Consider the following 21,472-nt stretch of genomic DNA (forward strand, 5'->3'; position numbering starts at 1 on the left):
GGCTCGGGCGGTATGCGTCGGAGGTCATGGTCACTCCAGGTTGTCGAGGTGGCGCTCGAGAGCGTCGAGGTGCCGGTCCCAGAGGGCGCGATACGGCTGAAGCCAGTCGTCGAGTGCCTGGAAGGGGCCCGGCTGGATGCGGTAGATCCGCCGCTGCGCCTCCGTACGGCACGTGACGAAACCGGCCTCCCGGAGCACCTTCAACTGCTTGGACACCCTGGGCTGGCTGATGTCGAGCGCCTCGACCAGCTCGTTCACGCCGCTCTCGTCCTCCAGCAGCCGACCGAGGATCAGGCGCCTGGTCGGCTCGGCGAGCACGGTGAACGCATCAACGGACATACGTCTATATTCCCCTGAAGCCATATGCCTGTCAAGGCATATATTCGCGCCGGGCAGGGCAGTGAAACCCGGCCCTGCCCGGCCCAAGGCCGTCTCAGGCGAAACCTGAGGTGTCCAGCTCGATCTCGAACGGCTCGGGCAGGGGGAGAGCCTTGCCGAACGGCACCTGGTCCGTGTGCCTGTAGGCCGTCCCGTCGGGCCCCCTGAACAGCGTCACCGTCTGTTCTTCACGATCCACCAGGAGGTAGAACGAAATGCCCGCCCGTGCGTACCCGGCCCGTTTGGCCTCTCGATCCCGCCTCGGCCGGGACGACGTCACCTCGACGACCATGACGATGCCGTCATTCTCGGCCGGCATCCATGCCTCGGCCTCGCGGAAGGGGTCCGACTCGATGGAGACGAAGGTGATGTCCGGGATCACGCGGCTGTCCGGGTGCCCGTCGGCCCCCGGCACCCTAAGGCCCTTGTTGCAAGAGCATTCGAACTCCGTGGCGCTGTACCGGATGACCTGGCGAAGGATCTGACCTATGCATCGCTCATGGCCGCCAAGGGGGGGTGGGGTCACGACGATCTCTCCGTCGATCAGCTCGGCTCGGAAGCCCTCGGGGGTTTCAAGGGCGAGGAAACCTTCCAGGAGAACGTCGGTGTCCTCGTGCGACAGAGGCTCATGAACCATCACAGTCATGCTCTGCTCCTTTCCTCGCGAGCGAGTATATGAGCAGAGCGCCACCTTTCGCATACAGATCGTAATTGAATGAGCGTACGCCTCCAGCGTACGGCCCGGGTCCCGTCTGTGGCAGGTAGAACGGGCCGGGAACGGGCACGGTTCGGCTATGGATGAGCGAAAGTTCAGGCGTGGGGACGTTCAGGAGCTGTCGGACTTCGAGCTGGCCGTGTACGAGACCGTCGCGACGATCGACAAGGGCGGCGGGGCGGCGGACTTCGACACGATCGAGGAGCTCGTCGGCGCGCCCGAGGAGGAACTGTGGGCGGCGCTCGGGCATCTGGTGTCGGCCAACCACCTGCATTCGACCAGCAAGGGGTACGTGCTCGGGCCGCACGACTGGGCGCCCTGACCGTCCCGGTGGGCGGGAGCGCCCGGGAGCGGGGTGAGCGGGCTGCGGCATGATGGCCCGGCGGTTCAGGACACGTGGGGAGGCCATCCGGATGCAGCTCGTCGTCACGGAGGAACAGCGGGAGCTGGCGGACGCGTTGCGGCGGTTCTTCGCCGACCGGTCCCCTTCCGCCGAGGTGCGGCGGCTGATGGAGACGGCCGAGGGCTACGACCCCGAGGTGTGGGCGCAGATGGCCGGGCAGCTCGGGTTGCAGGGCCTCGCGATCGGCGAGGAGCACGGCGGCGCGGGGTTCGGGATGCGGGAGCTGGCCGTCGTGTTCGAGGAGATGGGACGGGCCGTGGTGTGTGCGCCGTTCCTCGCCACGATCGCGGCCGCGGCTGCTCTGGAGGCGGGGGACGGCGGGCATGACCTGCTGGCGGGAATCGCCGACGGTTCGACGGTCGCGACGCTCGCGGTGGCCGAGGACGGCGGGAGCTGGGATCTCGGGTCCGTGTCGGCCACATTCGAGGGCGGGGTGCTGCGCGGGACGAAGAACTTCGTCCTGGACGGGCACGTCGCCGATCTGATTCTCGTCGCGGCCAGGGGCGCGGACGGTGTCGGGCTGTACGCCGTGGAGGACGTGGCAGGAGTCGAGCGGAAGGTGCTGCCCACCCTCGATCAGACGCGGAAGCTGGCGCGGATCGAGTTCGACGGCGTCCCGGCGCGCAAGGTCGGCGGGGAGGGCGCCATCAGGCGCGCCATGGACGTCGCGGCCGTGGCGCTGGCCGCCGAGCAGCTCGGCGGGGCGCAGGCGACCCTCGACATGACGGTGGAGTACGCGAAGGTGCGGTACCAGTTCGGGCGTCCGATCGGGTCGTTCCAGGCGATCAAGCACCGGTGCGCGGACATGTTCGTGCTGGTGGAGTCGGCGCGGTCGGCGGTGCTGAACGCGGCGGCCGTGGCCGACGAGAGCCCGGAGGAGCTGCCGCACGCGGCGGCGGTGGCGAAGGCGTACTGCTCGGACGCCTTCTTCCACACGGCCGGCGAGGCGATCCAGCTGCACGGCGGCATCGGGTTCACGTGGGAGCACGACGCGCACCTGTACTTCAAGCGCGCCCAGTCGTCCCGGCAGCTGTTCGGGACGCCGGACCGCCATCGCGAGCGCCTCGGCGAGATGGCCGGGCTCACGGGTGCAGCCGCAACCCCTTGAGGACCTTGTCCACGCCGTTCTTCGGGCCGTGGACGCAGAACCCGACGAGCGGCATCTCGTCGGCCGTGACGGCGCGGACGGTCTCGCGGTTGGCCTCGTCGTGGCCGGTCTTGAACATGTCCTCGATGTAGACGGCGGTGTCCATCTCGCGGCTGAGGGCGCGTGCGTGGGCCTTGCGGATCTCCTCGGCGCCGGCCTCGTAGACCAGGACGGGCTGCCGGAACATCGCCAGGTAGGCGTTGCCGGAAGCGTCCTCGTACGGCTCGCCGATGACGCCCGGGAAGCGGCCCGCGACGGCGCTAGCGAGGAACGCGGTGACGTTGAGCCGCTGCCACGCGGCCAGGTCGTCCCGGACCACGATCCCGATCTTGGTGTCGAAGCGCATGCCCCCGAGGATGCCCCCGGGCGGGACGGGGTGTCTTGGACGCTCGTGCGCGGCAGACTGGACCGCGTGGAATGGAGCAGGTACTGGCGGTCGGCCGACCGCCCGCTGGAGGCGATGCACGCGCGGTTCGAGCGGCACGTCTACCACCGGCACAGCCACGAGACGTACTCGTTCGGCGTCACCGAGGACGGATACCAGGCGTTCCGGTGCCGCGGCGACGCCCACACCAGCGCGGCCGGGATGGTCATCGCGTTCAATCCCGACGACCCGCACGACGGCCACCCCGCCGACGAGCTGGGCTTCACGTACCGGATCGTCCACATCGGCCCGGAGCTGGTCTCGGACGTGCTCGCCGACATCACCGACCGTCCGGTGGGGCCGCCGCTGTTCGACTCGCCCGTCGTGGCCGATCCCGTCCTGGCGCGGAATCTGCGCGGCCTGCACGCGGCGCTGCTGGGCGGTGCGTCCGCGCTGCGGCGGGACGAGCTGCTGACCGCGACGGTCGGCTCGATGGTCGGCCGGGCCTCGACGCGGCCGCTGCGCGCCTCGCCCGCGACGGGTGCCGTCGAGCGGGCGCGGCGGCGGCTCGAAGCGCTGGACGACGTGGGCGCCGACGAGCTGGCCGAGGCGGCGGGGTGCAGCAGGTTCGCGCTGTACCGGGGGTTCCGGCGGGTCTACGGGATGGCGCCGAGCGACTACCAGCGCCAGCTGCGGCTGCGCGCGGCGCGGCGGCTGCTCGCCCGGGGCGATGCGATCGGTGACGTCGCGGCGGTGACGGGGTTCGCCGACCAGAGCCATCTGACGCGCTGGTTCGTCCGCTGCTACGGCATGACGCCCGCCGGTTTCCGCGGCGCCCATACCGATTGAGGCAGAATGCCGCCCATGAGAAGGGCGAGCGGGGCGATGTTCGGGATGGCGTACGGGGACTCCCTCGGCGCGCCGACCGAGTTCCTCACCATGAAACAGATCCACCGCCGTTTCGGCGAGCACGGGCCGACGCAGCTCAACGGCGATCCGGCGCTGGTCACCGACGACACGCAGATGGCGATCGCGGTCGGCGTCGCTCTCCTGGACGCTCTGGAGAACCCTCCCTTCACCGCCGAGCTGGTCACGCCGATGTGGCGGCGGCGGTTCGTCGATTGGCTGAACAGCCCCGACAACAACCGCGCGCCTGGCCACACGTGCCTGCGGGCGTGCGAAGGCCTGGCGGCCGGAAAGCCCTGGGTGGAGGCCACCGTGGCGGGCTCCAAGGGCTGCGGCGCCAACATGCGCGTCGCGCCGGTCGGCCTCGCTCCCGGCCTCACCGACGAGACTCGGGCGGGCGCGTCGCAGCTGCAGGCCGCGCTCACCCACGGGCACCCGACCGGGCTGGCCGCCAGCGAGCTGACGGCGTTCGCCGTCCGGTGGCTGGCCGACGGGATGGACCCGTCCGGCCTGCCCGCGGCGCTCCGCGCCCGCTGCCACGACCAGCGGACCGTCTACCACGAGCGGTGGCTGGGCACGCTGTGGCAGCAGCCGGGCATGGACGCCCCCGAGACGTTCATCGCCCGCGGCTGGGACGAGTGCCTGACCGTCCTCGACCACCTGGACGAGGCTCTCGGGCGCGGCGACCGCACGTCCGACCCCTGCGAGATCACCGGGGCGGGCTGGACGGCCGAGGAGGCGATGGCCACCGGCCTTCTGTGCTTCCTGCTGTTCCCGGAGCAGCCGGTCGAGGCGATCTGGCGCGGCGCCGCCAGCTCCGGCGACTCCGACTCGATCGCGTGCCTGGCGGGCGCCTTCGCCGGCGCACACCTCGGCATGGACGCCTGGCCGGACGAGTGGTCCACCCGCATCGAGTACGCCGCCGACCTCGCGAGGATCGGCGGAGCCTGGGACTGACAGGCCTGCTGACAGGCCTCAGGACGCCGCCCAGCCGCTCCAGCCGTCGATCGTGACGGCGATGACCGGGCCTTCGGGCGGGCGGTCGCGGTACTGGGGGTAGCGGTCGGCGAGCAGCCGGACGGGTCCGGCCATCTTCGAGGCGTCCTCCACGATGTTCGCGTGGCCGTCCACACGGACCCACCAGAGCCGGCTCCAGTCGTCCTCGTAGTGGTCGGCCAGCAGCGCGACGTGCGGGTTGGCGCGGATGTTGGCCAGCCGCCGCAGGTCCCGCGTGCTCTTGGGCTTGTGGTCGACGGCCGTGTAGACGGTCCCCCGGTGGACGGTGAACGTCACTGGGACGAGGTGCGGCCGCTCGTCCTCCCCAACGGTCGCCAGGCGCACCACCGGGACCGTCGTCAGCAGCCGCCGCGCGTCGTCAGGCGAGAGCTTCGGCACCGTTACCCGCAATGTGTGAGCGAATGCGAGCATTCGCCCTTGGGGTAGCCGTCGCTTGCGCGGCGGCGGTCCCGGTCTCACCCGCATGCGCGGTGCCGGGTTCCTGTTTCGCGGGCGGTTGCCCGGCGGGGCCGGGTCTTACATCGCCTCCACAGGCGTTTTGCCTCTCCGCCCCACTGGCGGCGAGGTCGAGCAGATTACGGGCGGCGTTGACGTCCCGGTCCAGGACCAGGCCACAGCCGTCGCACAGGTAGGTGCGCTCGGACACGTGCGTGGCGATCGTGCCCAGCCGAGGCAACGTCACCGTCCGGCCGCTGCAGCGCATGGCACCGGCGCCGAAGCGGAAGGAGTCGCGGCACCGGCCTCGCTTCTTGAACCGGGGGAACCCCAGGCTGCGGCCCTTACGGGCCCCTTTGCGGGACCGGACGACACGCAGCGCCCGGTCCAGGTCCCGGAAGGCTTCCTGGTAGACGCATTTGGAGCTCTCGCCCCACCAGCCCAGCGCCGGATCGGTCTTCTTCACCTGGTTCCAGAGCCGGTGCAACTCGCCCCCCGACCACCGCCGGCCCTCGATGTCGTAACGGCCGATGCAGGCGGCCAGGCCCCAGTTCCACGCGAACCGCGCCGCCCCCGCATGCGAACACAACGCCCGCTCCTGTTCAGGGGTGGGGTCCAGCGCGAACCGGTACGCCTGAGTCACCTGCACGCTCTGGACCGTACCGTCCCCCACCGACGAAGCCCGACCCGCTCACAAGCACTCACGTTCATCACTCTTCACCCAACAGTTGAGGACCCCCTCAGCCTGTCACGCCGGTCGCCGCGCGTCAGTCCTTGAAGTCCGGGGGGCGGTTCTGCTTGCGGGCCTTGATGGCCTCTTCGAAGTTCTGGGTGGTGAGGCGGACGTAGAGCTGGGCGAGGCCCTCCTGGCCCATGTGGGCGTCCAGGCTCGCCGCGTCCAGGCTGGACCACAGCATCCGCTTCGTCAGCTCGGTGCCGGGGCGGCTGAACCCGGCGATCCGCTCGGCCAGCTCGCAGGAGGCGTCGAGGAGCTTGTCGGACGGGACGACGCGGGACAGGAGGCCGATGCGTTCGGCCTCGGTGGCGTCCACGTCGCGCCCGGACAGCATCAGCTCGAAGGCGCGGGACGAGCCGATGGCGCGGGGAAGCAGGTAGCTGAGGCCGAGTTCGCTCGCGGTGAGGCCGTTGTTGATCCCGGCGGCGCGGAACAGCGCGGTGTCGGCGCCGAGCCGGATGTCGGCGGCCAGGGACAGGCAGAGGCCGCCGCCGATCGCCGGGCCGTTGACCGCCGCGATGACCGGCTGGTGCACGCGGCGCATCGCGCGGATCACGTCGTCGAGCAGCTCCATCGAGCGCAGGGCGATGGTGGGGAGCGTGAGCCCGTCGATGCCGGGGATGTCGCCGGGGTTCTCCAGGTCGGCGCCGGAGCAGAAGCCGCGCCCGGCACCGGTGATGACGACGACGCGGGTGTCGTTGTCGCGGCTGACTTCTTCCAGCGCCTCCCGGAACGGGACCATGACGTCGAACGCCATCGCGTTCATGCGTTCGGGCCGGTTGAGGGTGATGAGGGTGATGTGCGGGCGCGGCCTGTCGATCAGGACGAAGGGCAAAGCGGACCTCCCACGGTGACCTAACAAGCGTTAGGTTACACGCGGGAACTCCGGGGGGCGCAGGCCGCGCTCGACCACCGCCGCCAGCTCGCCGTCGGTGAGGACGCGGGGCTCGCCGATCGTCCTGGCCCGGACGTAGACGCCGCAGAGCCATTCCAGGAGGCGGGCGTTCTCGAACGCCTCCTCCAGGTCGCGGCCGATCGTGACGCCGCCGTGGTTGGCCATCAACGCCGCGCGCTTCCCTCCGGCCATGGCGTTCTGGACGTTCTCCGCCAGCTCGGGCGTCCCGTAGGTGGCGTACTCGGCGACCTTCACCACGCCGCCCAGCAGCAGGGTGTTGTAGTGGATCGGCGGCAGCTCGGACATGGTCGTCGCCACCACGGCGCCGTAGGTCGAGTGGGTGTGGACGATGGCCGCCGCGGGGGTCGTCTCGTACAGGGCCAGGTGCATCGGGGTCTCGGACGAGGGCGCCCTGTCCCCCTCGACCAGCCGGGCAGACATATTCACGACCGGGCAGTCGGCGGGCTCCATCCCGTCCAGCATCATCCCGCCCGGCGTGACCGCGACCAGGTCGCCCGACCGGACGCTGACGTTCCCGGACGCCCCGGTGACCAGGCCGGCCTCCGCGAGGCGGCGGCCGATCGCGCACAGCTCGGCCCGCTCGTCCTTCAGCAACATACGAATACCTCTCACGTTTCGGGGTCTTCACCGCGTACGCTACGACCCTGACGATCTTCAAGGGGTCTGGTCATGACGGTTGTAACACTGGGCGCGCACATCCTCGACGTGCTCGCGCGGCCCGTGGAAGGCATCCCGGACGGGCAGGACACCGTCGTCCTGGACGAGATCAGGGTCACCGCCGCGGGCGCCGCCGCCGGGACCGCGGTCGCGCTCGCCAGGCTCGGCAACGACGTCGTCTCGGTCGGCGCGATCGGGGACGACGACCTCGGCGACCTGCTGGTGACGATCATGACGCGCAACGGCGTGGACGTCCGCGGGCTCGTCCGGCGGACCGCCGACCAGACGAGCGCGTCGATCCTGCCGATCCGGCCGGACGGCGGGCGTCCCAGCTTCCACGTACCGGGCGCCAACCTGACCCTCACCGCCGGCGCCGTCGGCCCGGGACTGCTGGCCGCGGCGAGCGTCGTCCACCTGGGCGGGCCGGACGTCACGTTCGGCCTCAACGACCCCGCCTTCTTCGAGATGCTCGCCCACGCCCGCGAGACCGGCACCGTGGTCACGATGGACCTGCTGTCCAACATGCCCGACCTCCTCGGCGGCGCCGCCGCGTTCCTGCCGCATGTCGACCATTTCCTGCCCAACGAGGAGCAGGCCGCCGCGATGACCGGGGAGAGCGACCCGGAGAAGGCCGCCGAAGCCCTGCTCGGCGAAGGGCCGGGCACGGTGATCGTCACGCTCGGGAGCGAGGGCAGCCTCGTCGCGACGGCCGAGGGCGTGCACCGGCTGCCGGTCGTGCCCGTCGAGGTCGTCGACACCACGGGCTGCGGCGACGCCTACTGCGCCGGGTTCATCACCGGGCTCGTCCAGGACCGGGACGTCCTGGAGTCGGCGCGCTGGGGCACAGCGGCAGCGGCGACCGTCGCGCAGGGGCTCGGCTCCGACGCCTGCCTCACCGACCTGGACACCGTCCTCGCCCTGCTGAACTAAACAGGGCCGAACGAATCCGGGCCGAACTAGATCCGGGCTGAACTGGATCCGGGCCGAACTAGATCAGGGCTGTGCCGAGCCGGGGTCAGACGGCGGAACGTCCAGCGCGGTCACCGGTCAGGACGGCGTCAGCCGCGCCCGTGAGCTGCTCCAGGCGGGACACCTCGGTCCGGTGGAACGGCGGCGCCCCCGTCCGGGCGACGACCAGCGCGCCGCCGCCCCTGGAGAACGGGCAGACCGCGTAGTGCGTGCCGTCCGCCGCCGTGAAGGCACGCGGCCGCAGCGGCATGAGGCCCGGCAGGTCGGCCCCGACCTGCCCGCCGACGCTGGCGTACACGAGCACCGCATCGCCGGAGTCCTCGCCCTTCGGCTCGGCCAGCACCGCCCAGTCGGCGCTCAGGATGGCCGGGACCGCGTCCGCCAGGATCTCGGCGCCGCGTTCCGGATGCGCCGCGACCTGCCCGATCAAGGCGGCCTCCGGGGAGCCCTGCGGCTCGGCCGTCGGCCACACCCCGACGACGTCCACGCCGGGGACGGCTTCGAGTCCGTCGATCAGCCGCTCCAGGCCCGCCGCGGCGGGCCACGCGACCGTGAAGTCGTCCATCGCCCGCCCGTTGTCGCGCTCCAGCACCGCCATCTGGACGACGTCGGCCCCCGCCGCGCCCAGGGTGCGGGCCACCTGACCCAGCGACCCGGGCCGGTCGGGCAGCCGGATACGTATCCGCAGCAACATCGCCACCTCCGCTCTCCGCTGCCATCACCTTCGGTGAAGCCTGTTTCCACCGCGTTACCCAGAGGTGTCGCCACGACAAAACCGCGCCGTTGGCGGTGCTGGAATGGCGGGTACCGGTCAAACTAGAGTCCAATGAAGGTCATCAGCAGGCCTATCGCCGCACGCCACCCAGGATTAAGGTAACTCCACGTGTCGAGGGACGGGGACCCCCCAGTCAACGAGGATTCCGGAACCGAGCCGGAGCGGGCGCCCGGAAGGGACGCCGGGGACGAAGCGGCGCCGACCGACGTGCGCGGCGCCGTCCCACCCGATCCGGAGGGCCCGGAGGGTGAGGCGTTCCGCGCCGACGTCAGGGACGCCCTGGCGGGGCTCGCCGCGCGGCTCGACCGCGAGCACGAGCGCGCCGCGCACCGCGAGGCCGTGATCGACCGGCTGCACGAGGAGAACCAGCGGCTGCGGCGCGGCGAACTCCAGGCGATGCTGGAGCCGGTCCGCGCCGCGCTGTACCGGCTGCACGACCAGGCGCGCCGCGAGTCGGGCCGGCTCGCCGCCCCGGACCTGGCCGACCCGCCGGATCCGGCGCAGACGGCGCTGCTGCTGGAGGCGCTCGCCGACGACGTCGCGGACGCCCTGGCGCGGCTCGGCGTGGAGAGGTTCACGGTCGAGCCGGGCACCCCCTACGACGCGTCGCGGCACCGGCCCGTCGCGGTCACGCCCGTCGACGACCCGATGCGGGACGGCACCGTGGCGACCGTCCAGTCCGACGGGTTCGAGCAGAGCGGGAAGGTGCTGCGCAAGGCGGCCGTCAGCGTCGGCAAACACGGGGTCGGCAAACACGGGGTCGGCCAGCACGGGGTCGGCCAGCACGGCGTCGGCCAGCACGGCGACGCGAAAGAAAAGGTGGACGACGACCCCGAAACCGGGTCGAACGGGGCTGGTCCAGCGGTCGGGACCGGCTCGAATCGCCTGCGCGGGACGGGGCGCGGCGAGACGATGAACAGCGGACTCGGTACCGATAGGTGAGGGACATGGCTGTCTACGGGATCGACCTCGGAACCACGTACTCCTGCATTGCCTCCATCGACGATGTCGGGCGGCCGGCGGTCCTGCGCAACCTGGAGGGCACCGACACCACCCCGTCCGTCGTCTACTTCGAGAGCGGCGAGAACGTCGTCGTCGGCGCCACCGCGAAGGACACCGCGGTCCTGGAGCCCGACAACGTCGTCAGCCTCGTCAAACGCGACATGGGCCGGGACGTGACGCGCCCCATCCACGGGATCGACTTCACCCCCGAGGAGCTGTCGGCGTTCATCCTGCTCAAGCTCGCGACGGACGCGCGCACCACGACGGGCGAGGAGACCCGCGACGTGGTCATCACCGTCCCCGCCTACTTCGGCGCCGCCGAGCGCGACGCGACCCGCAAGGCGGGGCGGATCGCCGGGCTGAACGTCATCGACATCGTGTCGGAGCCCATCGCCGCCGCGATCACCTACGGCGTCCTGAACCCCGAACAGGACAGGACGATCCTGGTGTACGACCTGGGCGGCGGGACGTTCGACACCACGGTCATCACGCTGCGCGACGGGCACATCGAGGTGGTGTGCACCGACGGCGACCACGAGCTGGGCGGCGCCGACTGGGACGCGCGGCTCGTCGAGCACCTGGCCGAGCGGTTCCGCGCCGAGCACCCCGACGCCGGCGACCCGCTCGACGACAAGCAGACCGAGCAGCAGCTCCGCCGGGACGCCGAGGACGCCAAGAAGGCCCTCACCACCCGCACCTCGCACACCGTCCGCGTCATGCACGGCGGGCGGGTCGCGTCGGTCGAGGTGACGCGGGAGAAGCTGGAGGAGCTGACCAAGGACCTCCTCGACCGGACCGTCGAGATCACCGGCCGGACCCTGGCGACCGCCGCCGACAAGAACGTCGACGACTACGACGACCTCGTCCTGGTCGGCGGATCCACGAAGATGCCGGTCGTCGCGGCGCGGCTGGAGACCGAGCTGGGCATGTCCCCCCGCTTGCAGGACCCCGACCTCGCGGTCGCCAAGGGCGCGTCGCTGTACGCGTTCGAGGAGACCTACCGGCGGCTCGTCCGCGAGGGCGCCGCCGAGCGCGCCGAGGAGATGGCGAGCCGCGCGGGCCTGTCCGCCGAGCAGCAGAAGCAGATCGCCGGGCGGCAGATCAAGACGGTCGCGTCGCACGCGTTCGGGATCGTCGTGGTCGACCGGGAGACCGGCGCCGAGAACGTCGCGCACCTCGTGCACGCCAACGACGAGCTGCCCGCCGCGAAGACCGAGGACTTCTTCACCGTCTACGACGACCAGGCGTCCGCCGACATCCGGGTGATGGAGCAGGCCGGGGCCGTGGAGTCACCCGACCTGATCGACAACACCGAGATCGCGACCGGGGAGATCCGCATCCCGCCGGGCAAGAAGGCGGGCTGGCCGATCGGGGTCACGTTCGCGCTCGACTCGTCCGGCCTGCTGAACGTCACGGCCGTGGAGAAGGAGACCGGCGAGCGGCTGGAACTGAAGATCGACGTCGGCGGGATGTCCGAGGAGGAGGTCGAGCGTTCCCGGAAGGCCCTCTCCCGGGTCCAGGTCAGCTAGCGGCCCGCCGGCCTCTGGAGGCGCCCGTGGCGTTCGACGACGACTACCGGCGGGAGGTGCTGGAGCCCGCGCGGGACGCGGGCGACCAGCCTCCCGAGGATCTGCGCGTCCGGTACGCGCTGGGCGACCTCCCGTCCTCCACACCGCCGTTCAACGGACGAGCCACCCTCGACGGTCTCACCGGGCCGCAGGTCGCGGCGCGGGTCAAGGAGGTCAGGCAGTGCTGGCGGCGGGCCCGCGGGCAGCTGAAGTACCGCAAGCTGATCGACCGGCTGGAGGCCGAGCACCGCGAGCTGGCGCCGCTGTTCAGCGCCGCCGAGCGCGGTGACCTGCGCCCGCTGGACGCGCGGCTGCGCGGCGGGCGCGAACGCGGCGAGCGCCGCCGCGGCCAGGCCCGCGCCCGGCTCGCCGACGCGGCGGGGACGCTGAAGATGGCGACGCCCGCCGAGGTCGAGGCCATCGCGCGCACAGGCGGCGTGGCCCGCGCCGAGCTGGAGAGGCTCGCCGCCGGCGACCGCATCGAGATCCGCGAGCCCGACCCGCTGCCGACGGCCGCGCCCTACCCGGCGTACCGGAAGGTCCAGGAGTCGCTGGACGTCCTAGGCAGGCGGCACCTGCCCGACTTCCTGTTCGGGGCCCGGCTGACCGGGCCGATCCGGCTGCTGGACGGGTTCGCCGCGCCCGGCGGGAACCTGCGGCTCGACGCGGACGCGGTGGCGGCGGCCGGCGCGGAATGGGCCCGCCGCAGCCGCGACACCAGCACCACGCATGCCGACACGATCCTGGCCGCGCTCCGGTCGGGGGCCGGGCTTCCCGAACTGGTCCTCTACGACGTGACCGAGAGGCTCCGCGAGCGGCTGCGGCAGCGGGCGTCCGAGCGGGCGCTGCTGCGGTACGCCGCGGAGGACCTCGGCATCGACCAGGGCGACGCGCGCCGCATGGTGTTCGCCGTCGTCCGCGAGACCGGGCCCGGCGGCGGCCTCGCGGGACGTCTCCGCGCGCTCCTGGACGCGGGCGAGGTGTTCGCGGCGTCGGAGCTGGCGGACTCCGCCGGAGTTCCCCGCACATCCGGCGGCCCCGAGGCGCCGGAGGAGGAGGTCCTCGCGGCCGAGGCCCGCCATCGCCTCGACACCGCGCTGCGCCTCCGCGAGACGGCCACCGCCGAACCCGACCCGGACCGCGCGTACCGGCTCCTCGCCGACGCCCTGCAGCTCGTCCGCGACCTTCCCGGCGCCGCCGCCCACCAGCGCCGCCTTCCCCCTCATCCCGCCGGGCCGGTGATCGCGGACGTGGACGGCCGCGCGGCCGGAGCCGCCTCCGCCGCCCGCCGCGACCCCGCGGACCGGCTCGTCCGCGGCGGTGAACACGACCGCACCGGTGACGGACGCGGTGCGGCGGCGGTGCGGCTCTCCTGGGAGCCGTCGCCCTCCCCTGCGGGAGAGGTGTCCTACCAGGTCGTGCGGCAGCGGGGGCGGCCACCGCGCGATATGCGGGACGGGACGCCGATCGCCGGGGAGGCCGATGAGCGGCCGCCCGTGAACGTGCCGCTGTACTACGGCGTGGTCGCGGTGCGCGGTGAGGCGGCCTCCGCGCCGGCCGTGGCGGGGCCGCTGCTCGTGCGGCCCGACCCCGGCGAGGTCGAGCTGCTGGCCGGGGACGGGCAGGTGACGGGACGGTGGCGGTGCCCGGCGGAGGCGGCCCGGGTCGTCGTCGTCCGCGACGGGCGGACGGTCCCGGCGGGGCGCGACGGGTTCCGCGAGCGGGTCCCCAACGGCCGGACGCACCACTACCGGATCTGCGCCGTCTACCTCGACTCCTCCGGCCGGGAGGTCGTGACGGACGGCGTGCGGGCCTCGGTCACGCCGAGCGCGCCGCCGGAACCGGTGTACGAGCTGTCCGCCGAGACCGACGCGTCCGAGCCGGACCTGGTCCGGGCGCGGTTCGACCCGCCCGGCAACGGGACGGTCGAGCTGGTGCTGTCGGACGGGCCGCCGCCGTGGCCGCGCAGCGCGCTCGTCCCGCTGGAGGAGGTGCGGGGCGAGACGCGCCGGCTGGCGTGCGCGCCGGTCCCCGGCGGGCTGGAGGTGCGGCCGGGTGCCAGCGGGTGGCTGCTCGCGGTGACCGTCGCCGAGGGCACCGCGGCGATCGGCGCGTACCACCGGCACGTGAACCTGCCGCCCCCGCGCCGCCTGGTGGCCGAGCGGCGCGGCGACCACGTGCACATCGGGTTCGACTGGCCGCCGGACGTCGCGGAGGTCGACCTCGCGTACCGGATCGGCGCCGAGCCGTGGCCGTCCGGCGCGGGGGCGGGCGAGGTCGTGACCCGCGCCGCCTACGACACCCAGGGCGGGATCAGGCTGCCGGTCCCCGAGGACGAGCCCGTGGAGCTGTCGGTCGCGGCGGCCGGGACCGTGGGCGGCTCCCGGCTGACCGGGCCGCCGGTGACCGCCGAGGTCGCGGCCCGCACGATCGTCCGCTACGACGTGCTGCGGTCGGGGCCGCCGTGGCGGCGGACGCTGACCCTGCGGTTCACCTCGTCCCGCCCGCTGCGGCTGGCGCGGCTGTCGCTGGTGCTGCGCGCCGGGCGGGTCATGCCCCACCGTCCCGGCGACGGGGAGACGCTCGGCGCCTGGGAGCAGGTGCCCGTGCCGGGCGAGCTCTCTCTGGCCGTGCCGGACGCCTCCGGGCCGTACTGGCTGCGCTGCTTCGCCGACGACGACTCCGTCGAGCTGAGCGACCCCCCTGTCCGCCGGCTTCAGGTCCAGCGATGACGAGGCCACTCGCCCGGGTTCCCGGGGTGCCGTCCCGGCAGCGCGCGTTCAGGCAGGGCTCGTCCAAGCGGGGTGTGACCTGCCCGTACTGCTTCGCGTCCGTCGCGCCGCAGCGGATCCTGTTCCGGTGCCGGGGGCAGGCCGGGCGGCGGCAGGGCTGCGCGCCCGTCCTGGACGAGGAACTCGCCGCGTACACGGGTTCGGCGGCGGGCGCGTCGCTGCCGCCGGTGTTCGCCACGTCCGGGCGCAAGGGGCGCGCGAGCTGCCCGGAGTGCGGTGTCCCGACCGGCAACCGGGCATGCCCGGAGTGCCACAACCCGCTGCCGTCCGCGTACTGCGACTCCCCCGGCCGGATCGTCGCTCTCGTCGGGGCGAAGAACGCGGGCAAGAGCACCTACATCGCCGTGCTGCTGCACGAGCTGATGAACCGCGTCGGGACGGAGCTGGACTCGTCGCTGGTGGCGTGCGACGACCGGACGATCGAGCGGTACAAGCGCGACTTCGCGCGCCCGCTGCTGGAGGAGCGGCGGCTGCTGCCGACGACGGCGAGCGCCGCCACCGGCCCCCGCGAACCGCTGGTGTACCTGCTCACCCGGACGCGGCGGGGGCGGTTCTCGCGCCCCCGCAACGACTCGCTCGCGCTCGTGCTGTTCGATACCGCGGGCGAGGACCTGCGCAGCCGGGAGGTCACCGACCTGCACCTGCGGTACCTGGAGGCGGCCGACGCGATCATCTTCCTGGTCGATCCGCTGGAGCTGCCCGGCGCCCGGACCGGCGTGCGGGACTCCGTTCCCGCGGCACGCCCGGCCCACTCCCCGCAGGCACTGGATCCCGACAGCGAGCCGCTGAACGTCATCGCCCGCGTCACCGACACGCTGCGGCAGCGGCACGGCACCCGGCCGGGCGAGCCGCTGCCCGTCCCCGTCGCGGTCGCCCTCACCAAGATCGACGCACTGCGGCCGGCGCTGCTGAGGCAGTCGGCGCTGCACCGGTCCCGGTCCGGCCAGGGCGTCCTGGACCTCGACGACAGGGACGCGGTGCACGAGCAGGTCCGCGCGCTGCTGCACGAGTGGCAGGCGGGCCAGCTCGACACCTACCTCGGGCAGCACTACGCCGACCACGCGCTGTTCGGGCTGTCGGCGCTCGGCGGCGTCCCGGAGGGGGAACGCGTCGGCGCGGGCGGTGTCCGGCCGTACCGGGCCGAGGATCCGCTGCTGTGGCTGCTGCACAGGTTCGGGATGCTCGACGGCGTCCGTCCCGGAGGGCCGTAGCCGTGGCCTGGCAGCTGCACTACACCTCCGCGCGGCGCGGACCCACCGGCCGGGCCGGGTTCCAGTTCGTCGCCGAGACGCCCGGCCTGCCCGACGGAGCCAGGGCGGGCGTGATGCCGTACATGTCGTACCGGCCGCCGCCCGACGCGCCGCTGGCGCCCGGCGACTCCGAGCTGGACCGGTTCCCGGTGACGCTGCTGTACGACGTGGTGGACGGGCGCCCGCTGCTGCTGCGGTGCCGCTACCTCGGCCGGGACTACTCGGGCCGCTACGGCAACTTCTTCGCGCACGCGGTCGTGGCCGAGCCGGACGAGCTGGAGGGGATGCGTCCCGCCGAGCTGTGGGGGTCCCCGCTGTGGGCGCCGCTGCCGGCGGACGGCGCCGTCCTGGACGAGGTGGACGAGCTGGCCCCGGGCGCGGGCCTCGCCCCCGAGGAACTCGCCGCCTGGCTGCCCGGGTCCGGCCCCGAGGACCCCTTCGGCACGCTGGGGCTCCTGGTGAGCGCCGTCCGCGAGAACGCCGTCCCCGGCGGCCGGGTGGTCCTCGTCGCCGACGACGTCGAGGTGATCGCCCGCTGGATCGCGCTGGTGTCGTACTCCCTGCCGGTCGCGGCGGCGGCGCGGCTGTCGTTCGCCACCTACAGCGCCGACCCGATGCGCGCCGGGCAGAGCCTGGTGGGCACGACCCCCGACGTGTGGGCGGCGACGGGAGTGCACCCGTCGCGGGAAACGGCCATCGACCTGCGGACCGGGCGCCCGATGGCCGGGGCCCCGTCCCGGTTCGCGCGGGGTGTGGGCGCCTGCTGGCGCGACTCCGACTTCGCGGGCCTCGACTTCCTCGGGGAGATCGCCGCCGGGGACGGCGCGTCCGCCGCCGACCGCGACGGCGCCGCCGCGCTGCTCGCCCTGTGCCGCGCGGACGCGCCGGTGACGGGCGAGGAGGAGGCGGAGGTCGCGGCGGTCGTGGCGGGCCGCAGGATCGACCCGCCCGACTGGCTGTGGCGGGAGCTGCGGCAGGCCATGCCGTTCATGGGGCTGGAACTGGCCCTGACCGTCCACGAGCACGCCCCGGGCGGCGGGACGGACGGCGGGACGGGCGCCGGCGACCTGCTGGCCGCCCGAGCCTCCGCCGCCCTCGCGGAGGTCACGGACATGGCCGGCCTCGCCCGCGTCGCCCGCGCCGCGCTGAGCGCCGGGCTGGCGGTCTCCCGCGGCGACGTCACGGACGCGGCGGCACGCTGCACCGGCTACGACGGCGCGTCCCTGCACGCCGCCCTGACCGCCTGCCGGGACGGGGGCCTGCGGGACGCCCTGCTCGACGGGATCACCGCCGAGCTCACCGAGCGCACCGCGCCGCTGTCGGACCCGGACGTGTGCGACGCGCTGTTCCGGGCGGAGGAGTGGCTGCGGGACGTCCCGCACATCGCCGTCCCGGTCCTGGCGTCCGTCGGCCGCCGGGTCCCCGGCCGCCGCGCGGAGGCGACCGGCCGGCTCCTGCGCCTGGACGGCAAGGTGGCCGCGGACGTGGAGGCGGCGCTCGGGCAGGTGTGGGCCTCGCCGCCCTCGGCCGCGGAGTGCCTCGACCTGCTGGACGCGCACGGCACGGGTTCCAGCGCGGGCTCCAGCACGGGCTCCAGCACGGATTCCAGCACGGGGACCGGCGGCCACCCGGCGCTGGCGGCGCTGCTGTCCCGGGCGTTCACGCGCCTCGCCTTCCCCGGCGGCGAGGGCCTCGCCGACCCGGCGACGCTGCGCCTCGCGGACCGGACGCGGGAGGTCATGCCGGAGGGGCGGGCCGGGCGCGACGCGGCCCTCGTCCAGGCGTACGGGAAGGCGATCACGGCCGGGCCGGCGCGGGCGGCGCGAGCGCTGGAGGAGATCGCGGCGGACGGCGCCGGCTCGCAGCTCGCCGGGGAGGCGTTCGTCGGAGTGGCGCAACGCCTGTGCCGGCGGCCCCCGGCGTTCCGGGCGGACCTGCTGGCGGCCCTGCCGGCGCCGGTCCGGGCCCGCCTCGGCGAGCGGTGGACCGCCGAGCTGCCGGGACGTGCCCGCGCCGGCCGCGCCCCGCTGCGCGGCGGCGAGATGGAGCAGCGCAACGACCTGGTCGAGGTCGTCCTGCGGCTGAAGGCGCGCGGCGTCACCGAACCGGCCCTGGAGGCCTGGGCGCGGGCCGCGGCCGGCCGGTGGCTGGCGGCCAAGCAGCTCGACTCGCGCCTGGCGCGCAGCCCGCGGCTGCGGGCCGCGCTTCGCGACCTCCTCGAACCGGCGCGGGGCGACGGCGAGCCCCCGCGCGGGGGGAGGTGAGCCGGTGCATCCCATCCTGGTGCTGCTGCTGATCGCCGTGTGGGGCGCGGCCATGTGGCTCGGCTTCATGTACGTGTTCCCCGTGCTGTTCGCCGCGACGCTCGTCGTCGCCGGGGCCGCCGCGCTGGGCCTGTACTACCTGAACGCGTGCCGGACGCTCGCTCCGTCCGCCCTCGACGGGCCCTCGCCGGTCGCCGAACCGAAGATCGCCTACCGCCACTACCTGCTGGGCCAGGTGTGGCGGGACTGGTGGACGATCAGCCGCACGGTCGTCCCGCAGGTGTACCGGACGGCCAGGACCATCCTCGTGCGCCTCACCCGGCTGCTCCTCGGCGGGTTCTGGGGGTTCTTCGTCTTCCCCGTCTGGCTGGCGCTGTGCACGGGCATCGTGGCCGCCGCCGTGCCGGCCGGCGTGTTCGTGCTCGCGCTCACCGTCCTGTACGGGGTGGTCGCGGCGGTCGGGCTCGCCGTGTGGCTGGTGTGCGTGCTCGTCCTGGCCGCGGTGGAGCGCGTGTTCATGATGTACGGGCGGATCCTGCAGACGTGTCCGCACCCCTTCTGTTATGAGCGGATCGGCCTGCCGGAGTACGAATGCCCAGGGTGCGGCGCACGGCACACCCATCTCGCCCCGGGGTCGGGTGGCGCGTTCCGGCACGTGTGCCGCTGCGGGGCGCGGCTGCCCACGACCGTCCCGCTCGGTCGTTTCCGGCTGGCCGCGTACTGCCCGCATTGCGGTGGGCGGCTGCCGGAGCGGATCGGACGCGTCCGCGTGGAGCCGCTGCCGTTCGTCGGCGGCCCGGCAGCCGGCAAGACCACGTTCATGGTCCTGGGGATCCGCGCCCTGCACGCACGGGCCCGCACCCTCCACGGTCGGCTCGCGTTCGTCGAGCAGCGGCACGCGCAGGCGTACGCGGGCGCGATACGCGAATTCCAGCGCGGCGGGCGTCTCGCCAAGACCGGGCCGGAGCTGCCGCTGGCGACCATGGTGGACGTGGAACTGCCGGGACGTTCGCGGCGCATCCTCTACCTGTTCGACCCGGCCGGTGAGCACTACACGGGCGCCACGGAGGTCGAATCGCTGCGCTACCTGGACCACGGTGAGGCGCTGCTGTTCGTCGTCGACCCCTTCGCCCTCCCCCAGCTGCGCGGCTCCCTGACCGGGGACGAGCTGGAGTTCGTCGACCAGGCCGCCGTGTCGTCGGAGGAGGATCCCGCCGACACCTTGCAGCGGGTGCTGAACGAGCTGCGCTCCCGCCCCGACCAGGGACACCAGAAACGCGTCGCGGTCATCGTCACCAAGACCGATCTGCTGGCCCGCACGGAGATCGGCCGCTGCCTCGGCGAGCGGCGCGCGCAGGGCGGCCCCGACGGCGGCGGCGACGGCGGCCCGGACAACGGCTCCGACGACGGGGCGGGGCTGCGCGAATGGCTCGGGGACGTCGGCCTCGGCAACACCGTCCGGGCCCTCGACCAGCTCGCCGGCCAGGTCCGGTACTTCGCGTCCGGCCTGGCCACCGAACCGGCGGACGTCGCCGATCTGCTCGGCTGGGTGACGGGCCTGGCGCCCGCGGGGAGCGCGGGCGGGCAGCCGCCCGCCGACGCGCCCCAGGAGCTTCCCGGGACGGCCCCGCTGCGCGCCCCCTGGCCGGTGCGCGGCCGCGGTCCGGGCCGCGTCCCCGTCGGCTACCAGGCCGGGCGGTGGGCCGTCCTGGCGGGCCTGTCGGTCCTCACCGTCGCGACGGTGACGGGCGCCGTCGTCGCCGCCGCCGAGCGCTTCCCCTTCTGACCTTCGCGGGGCTCTGGCCGCCGATGCGGCGCGGATGTGACTGAACACACCCTTATGACCTGGAAGATTTCGGGCAAACATTCCCTTGGAAGTTCGCGGGGCTAACTATCCCTCGGCTCGTCTCCGACCCAGGAAGAGGAACATTGACGCAAACCGTCGGCCCGACCGCCGAGACGGCACACGGCGGCGCGGCGGACCGGCGGCTCTGGCTGATCATCGGGCTCGGGTCGCTGACGGCCATCGGGCCGCTGACGATCGACCTTTACCTGCCGGCCCTGCCCACGCTGGCCTCGGACCTGTCGACCGGCGCGGTGCAGACGCAGCTCACGCTGACCGCGTGCGTGATCGGGCTGGCCCTGGGGCAGGCGGTGGCCGGGCCGCTCAGCGACACGCTGGGACGGCGGCGGCCCCTGCTGATCGGGCTGGTCGCCTACGCCGCCGCGTCGCTGCTGTGCGCGGCCGCGCCGACCGTGGAGACGCTCATCGCGATGCGGGTGGTGCAGGGCGCCACCGGCGCGGCCGGGATCGTGATCGCGCGGGCGATCGTCCGCGACCTGTACGAGGGTGTGGCGGCCGCCAAGTTCTTCTCGATGCTGATGCTGGTCACGGGGCTAGCACCGATCCTCGCGCCCGTCCTCGGCGGGCAGCTGCTGCGGGTCGTGCCCTGGCCGGGCCTGTTCGCCGTCCTGTCCGCGGCCGGCGTGGCGCTGTTCCTCGGCGCGCTGCTCGGGCTGAAGGAGACGCTGCCGCCCGAGCGGCGCGCGACGGGCGGGCTGCGCGCGACGGCCCGGACGTTCCGGGATCTGGCCGCCGACCGGACGTTCGCCGGGTACGCGCTGACGATCGGCCTGGCGTTCGGGGCGATGTTCACCTACATCTCTGGGTCGCCGTTCGTCCTCCAGGACATCTACGGGATGTCGCCGCAGACGTACGGCGTCGCGTTCGGCGTCAACGCCCTCGGGATCGTGGCCGCCTCGCAGGTCGGCGGCCGGCTCGCCGGGCGGGTGCCGCTGCGCCGGCTGCTGGCCGTCGGGCTGGGCATCATCACCGCGGGCGGGGTGCTCCTGGTGGTCGCCGTCCTCACCGGCGCCGGCCTGTACGGGGTGCTCCCCGCACTGTTCCTCACGGTCTCCGGGCAGGGGCTCATCCTGCCGAACGCGACGGCGCTGGCCCTGTCCGGCCGCTCCCCCCGGGTCGGCGGAAGCGCCTCCGCGCTGCTGGGCGTGACCCAGTTCACGCTGGGCGGGGCCGCCGCGCCGCTGGCCGGGATCGCGGGGCCGGACACGGCCGTCCCGATGGCGGTGTCCATCGCCGTGCTGGCGCTCCTCGCGTCCGTGGTCACCGCGACCACCACCCGCCCGACGAAGGTTGCGTCAAAGAACTGACCCCGCG

At 73.6% G+C, this 21,472-nt stretch carries 20 protein-coding genes; 12 read left to right on the forward strand and 8 right to left on the reverse strand.

Annotated elements, in window-relative coordinates; all coding sequences use genetic code 11:
* Positions 1–30 precede the first annotated feature (30 nt).
* Entirely contained in the window at positions 31–339 is a 309-nt protein-coding gene (locus E1285_RS18375) for a metalloregulator ArsR/SmtB family transcription factor (protein ID WP_132153637.1), read from the reverse strand.
* Positions 340–433: 94 nt separating this feature from the next.
* Entirely contained in the window at positions 434–1,078 is a 645-nt protein-coding gene (locus tag E1285_RS18380; RefSeq protein ID WP_243722877.1) for a Uma2 family endonuclease, read from the reverse strand.
* A 94-nt stretch (positions 1,079–1,172) separates the two neighbouring features.
* Here E1285_RS18380 and E1285_RS18385 point away from each other — a divergent pair, with 94 nt between their 5' ends.
* Both E1285_RS18385 and E1285_RS18390 read left to right on the forward strand, forming a co-directional pair.
* Complete coding sequence (locus E1285_RS18385; RefSeq protein WP_132153639.1) at positions 1,173–1,415, forward strand: hypothetical protein; 243 nt, start codon at positions 1,173–1,175, stop codon at positions 1,413–1,415.
* Positions 1,416–1,506: 91 nt separating this feature from the next.
* Positions 1,507–2,604, forward strand: a complete 1,098-nt coding sequence (locus E1285_RS18390; protein WP_132153641.1) for an acyl-CoA dehydrogenase family protein — start codon at positions 1,507–1,509, stop codon at positions 2,602–2,604.
* Here the strand turns inward: E1285_RS18390 and E1285_RS18395 are convergent.
* Positions 2,579–2,989 (reverse strand): DUF2000 domain-containing protein, encoded by a 411-nt coding sequence (locus E1285_RS18395; protein WP_132153643.1) that lies wholly within the window; start codon positions 2,987–2,989, stop codon positions 2,579–2,581. The genes E1285_RS18390 and E1285_RS18395 overlap by 26 nt on opposite strands.
* A gap of 66 nt (positions 2,990–3,055) precedes the next feature.
* Between E1285_RS18395 and E1285_RS18400 the strand changes: the two genes are divergently transcribed.
* Both E1285_RS18400 and E1285_RS18405 read left to right on the forward strand, forming a co-directional pair.
* Positions 3,056–3,856 carry an AraC family transcriptional regulator gene (locus E1285_RS18400; protein WP_243722878.1) on the forward strand — a complete coding sequence of 267 codons (801 nt, stop codon included), beginning with the start codon at positions 3,056–3,058 and terminating at the stop codon, positions 3,854–3,856.
* 15 nt (positions 3,857–3,871) lie between these two features.
* The gene (locus E1285_RS18405; protein ID WP_243722879.1) at positions 3,872–4,870 is read left to right on the forward strand and encodes an ADP-ribosylglycohydrolase family protein; all 999 of its coding nucleotides are present in this window, start codon (positions 3,872–3,874) and stop codon (positions 4,868–4,870) included.
* Positions 4,871–4,888: 18 nt separating this feature from the next.
* Here E1285_RS18405 and E1285_RS18410 read toward each other — a convergent pair whose 3' ends face one another.
* The 4 genes from E1285_RS18410 to E1285_RS18425 form a co-directional block, all read right to left on the reverse strand.
* Entirely contained in the window at positions 4,889–5,308 is a 420-nt protein-coding gene (locus E1285_RS18410) for a TIGR03668 family PPOX class F420-dependent oxidoreductase (RefSeq protein WP_243722880.1), read from the reverse strand.
* Positions 5,289–6,014 carry a helix-turn-helix domain-containing protein gene (locus tag E1285_RS18415; RefSeq protein WP_207946652.1) on the reverse strand — a complete coding sequence of 242 codons (726 nt, stop codon included), beginning with the start codon at positions 6,012–6,014 and terminating at the stop codon, positions 5,289–5,291. The genes E1285_RS18410 and E1285_RS18415 overlap by 20 nt, the downstream gene beginning before the upstream one ends.
* Before the next feature lie 118 nt (positions 6,015–6,132).
* Positions 6,133–6,936 (reverse strand): enoyl-CoA hydratase, encoded by an 804-nt coding sequence (locus tag E1285_RS18420; protein WP_132153647.1) that lies wholly within the window; start codon positions 6,934–6,936, stop codon positions 6,133–6,135.
* A 30-nt stretch (positions 6,937–6,966) separates the two neighbouring features.
* Positions 6,967–7,614 carry a class II aldolase/adducin family protein gene (locus E1285_RS18425; RefSeq protein WP_132153649.1) on the reverse strand — a complete coding sequence of 216 codons (648 nt, stop codon included), beginning with the start codon at positions 7,612–7,614 and terminating at the stop codon, positions 6,967–6,969.
* Positions 7,615–7,686: 72 nt separating this feature from the next.
* Between E1285_RS18425 and E1285_RS18430 the strand changes: the two genes are divergently transcribed.
* Positions 7,687–8,604, forward strand: coding sequence for a sugar kinase (locus E1285_RS18430; RefSeq protein WP_132153651.1), 918 nt, complete (start codon positions 7,687–7,689; stop codon positions 8,602–8,604).
* Between the two features lie 85 nt (positions 8,605–8,689).
* On the opposite strand, the gene E1285_RS18435 is transcribed toward E1285_RS18430, so the two are convergent.
* A complete protein-coding gene (locus E1285_RS18435; protein WP_132153693.1) occupies positions 8,690–9,337 on the reverse strand; it encodes an ACT domain-containing protein in 648 nt (215 codons plus the stop codon).
* Positions 9,338–9,526: 189 nt separating this feature from the next.
* Here E1285_RS18435 and grpE point away from each other — a divergent pair, with 189 nt between their 5' ends.
* The 7 genes from grpE (at position 9,527) to E1285_RS18470 (ending at position 21,465) form a co-directional block, all read left to right on the forward strand.
* The gene (gene grpE, locus E1285_RS18440) at positions 9,527–10,360 is read left to right on the forward strand and encodes a nucleotide exchange factor GrpE (RefSeq protein WP_243722881.1); all 834 of its coding nucleotides are present in this window, start codon (positions 9,527–9,529) and stop codon (positions 10,358–10,360) included.
* A gap of 5 nt (positions 10,361–10,365) precedes the next feature.
* Entirely contained in the window at positions 10,366–11,949 is a 1,584-nt protein-coding gene (locus tag E1285_RS18445; RefSeq protein WP_132153653.1) for an Hsp70 family protein, read from the forward strand.
* Between the two features lie 26 nt (positions 11,950–11,975).
* On the forward strand, positions 11,976–14,720 hold the full coding sequence (locus tag E1285_RS18450) for a hypothetical protein (RefSeq protein ID WP_132153655.1): 2,745 nt from the start codon (positions 11,976–11,978) through the stop codon (positions 14,718–14,720).
* Positions 14,717–15,991, forward strand: coding sequence for a GTPase (locus E1285_RS18455; RefSeq protein ID WP_243722882.1), 1,275 nt, complete (start codon positions 14,717–14,719; stop codon positions 15,989–15,991). Before E1285_RS18450 ends, E1285_RS18455 begins: the two co-directional genes overlap by 4 nt.
* A gap of 2 nt (positions 15,992–15,993) precedes the next feature.
* Positions 15,994–18,294, forward strand: coding sequence for a hypothetical protein (locus E1285_RS18460; RefSeq protein WP_132153657.1), 2,301 nt, complete (start codon positions 15,994–15,996; stop codon positions 18,292–18,294).
* A 4-nt stretch (positions 18,295–18,298) separates the two neighbouring features.
* On the forward strand, positions 18,299–20,080 hold the full coding sequence (locus E1285_RS18465; protein WP_132153659.1) for a hypothetical protein: 1,782 nt from the start codon (positions 18,299–18,301) through the stop codon (positions 20,078–20,080).
* 143 nt (positions 20,081–20,223) lie between these two features.
* Positions 20,224–21,465, forward strand: coding sequence for a multidrug effflux MFS transporter (locus E1285_RS18470; RefSeq protein WP_132153661.1), 1,242 nt, complete (start codon positions 20,224–20,226; stop codon positions 21,463–21,465).
* Positions 21,466–21,472 lie beyond the last annotated feature (7 nt).

Source organism: Actinomadura sp. 7K507, assembly GCF_004348425.1.
Classification (GTDB): Bacteria; Actinomycetota; Actinomycetes; order Streptosporangiales; family Streptosporangiaceae; genus Spirillospora.

Excerpts from the sequence above, each read along its gene's own strand:
- E1285_RS18425 (WP_132153649.1), bottom strand. The coding sequence starts at position 7,614 with ATGTTGCTGAAGGACGAGCGGGCCGAGCTGTGCGCGATCGGCCGCCGC.
- E1285_RS18430 (WP_132153651.1), top strand. The coding sequence starts at position 7,687 with ATGACGGTTGTAACACTGGGCGCGCACATCCTCGACGTGCTCGCGCGG.
- E1285_RS18445 (WP_132153653.1), top strand. The coding sequence starts at position 10,366 with ATGGCTGTCTACGGGATCGACCTCGGAACCACGTACTCCTGCATTGCC.
- E1285_RS18390 (WP_132153641.1), top strand. The coding sequence starts at position 1,507 with ATGCAGCTCGTCGTCACGGAGGAACAGCGGGAGCTGGCGGACGCGTTG.
- E1285_RS18395 (WP_132153643.1), bottom strand. The coding sequence starts at position 2,989 with ATGCGCTTCGACACCAAGATCGGGATCGTGGTCCGGGACGACCTGGCC.
- E1285_RS18375 (WP_132153637.1), bottom strand. The coding sequence starts at position 339 with ATGTCCGTTGATGCGTTCACCGTGCTCGCCGAGCCGACCAGGCGCCTG.
- E1285_RS18385 (WP_132153639.1), top strand. The coding sequence starts at position 1,173 with ATGGATGAGCGAAAGTTCAGGCGTGGGGACGTTCAGGAGCTGTCGGAC.
- E1285_RS18380 (WP_243722877.1), bottom strand. The coding sequence starts at position 1,078 with ATGCGAAAGGTGGCGCTCTGCTCATATACTCGCTCGCGAGGAAAGGAG.
- E1285_RS18435 (WP_132153693.1), bottom strand. The coding sequence starts at position 9,337 with ATGTTGCTGCGGATACGTATCCGGCTGCCCGACCGGCCCGGGTCGCTG.
- E1285_RS18455 (WP_243722882.1), top strand. The coding sequence starts at position 14,717 with ATGACGAGGCCACTCGCCCGGGTTCCCGGGGTGCCGTCCCGGCAGCGC.
- E1285_RS18405 (WP_243722879.1), top strand. The coding sequence starts at position 3,872 with ATGAGAAGGGCGAGCGGGGCGATGTTCGGGATGGCGTACGGGGACTCC.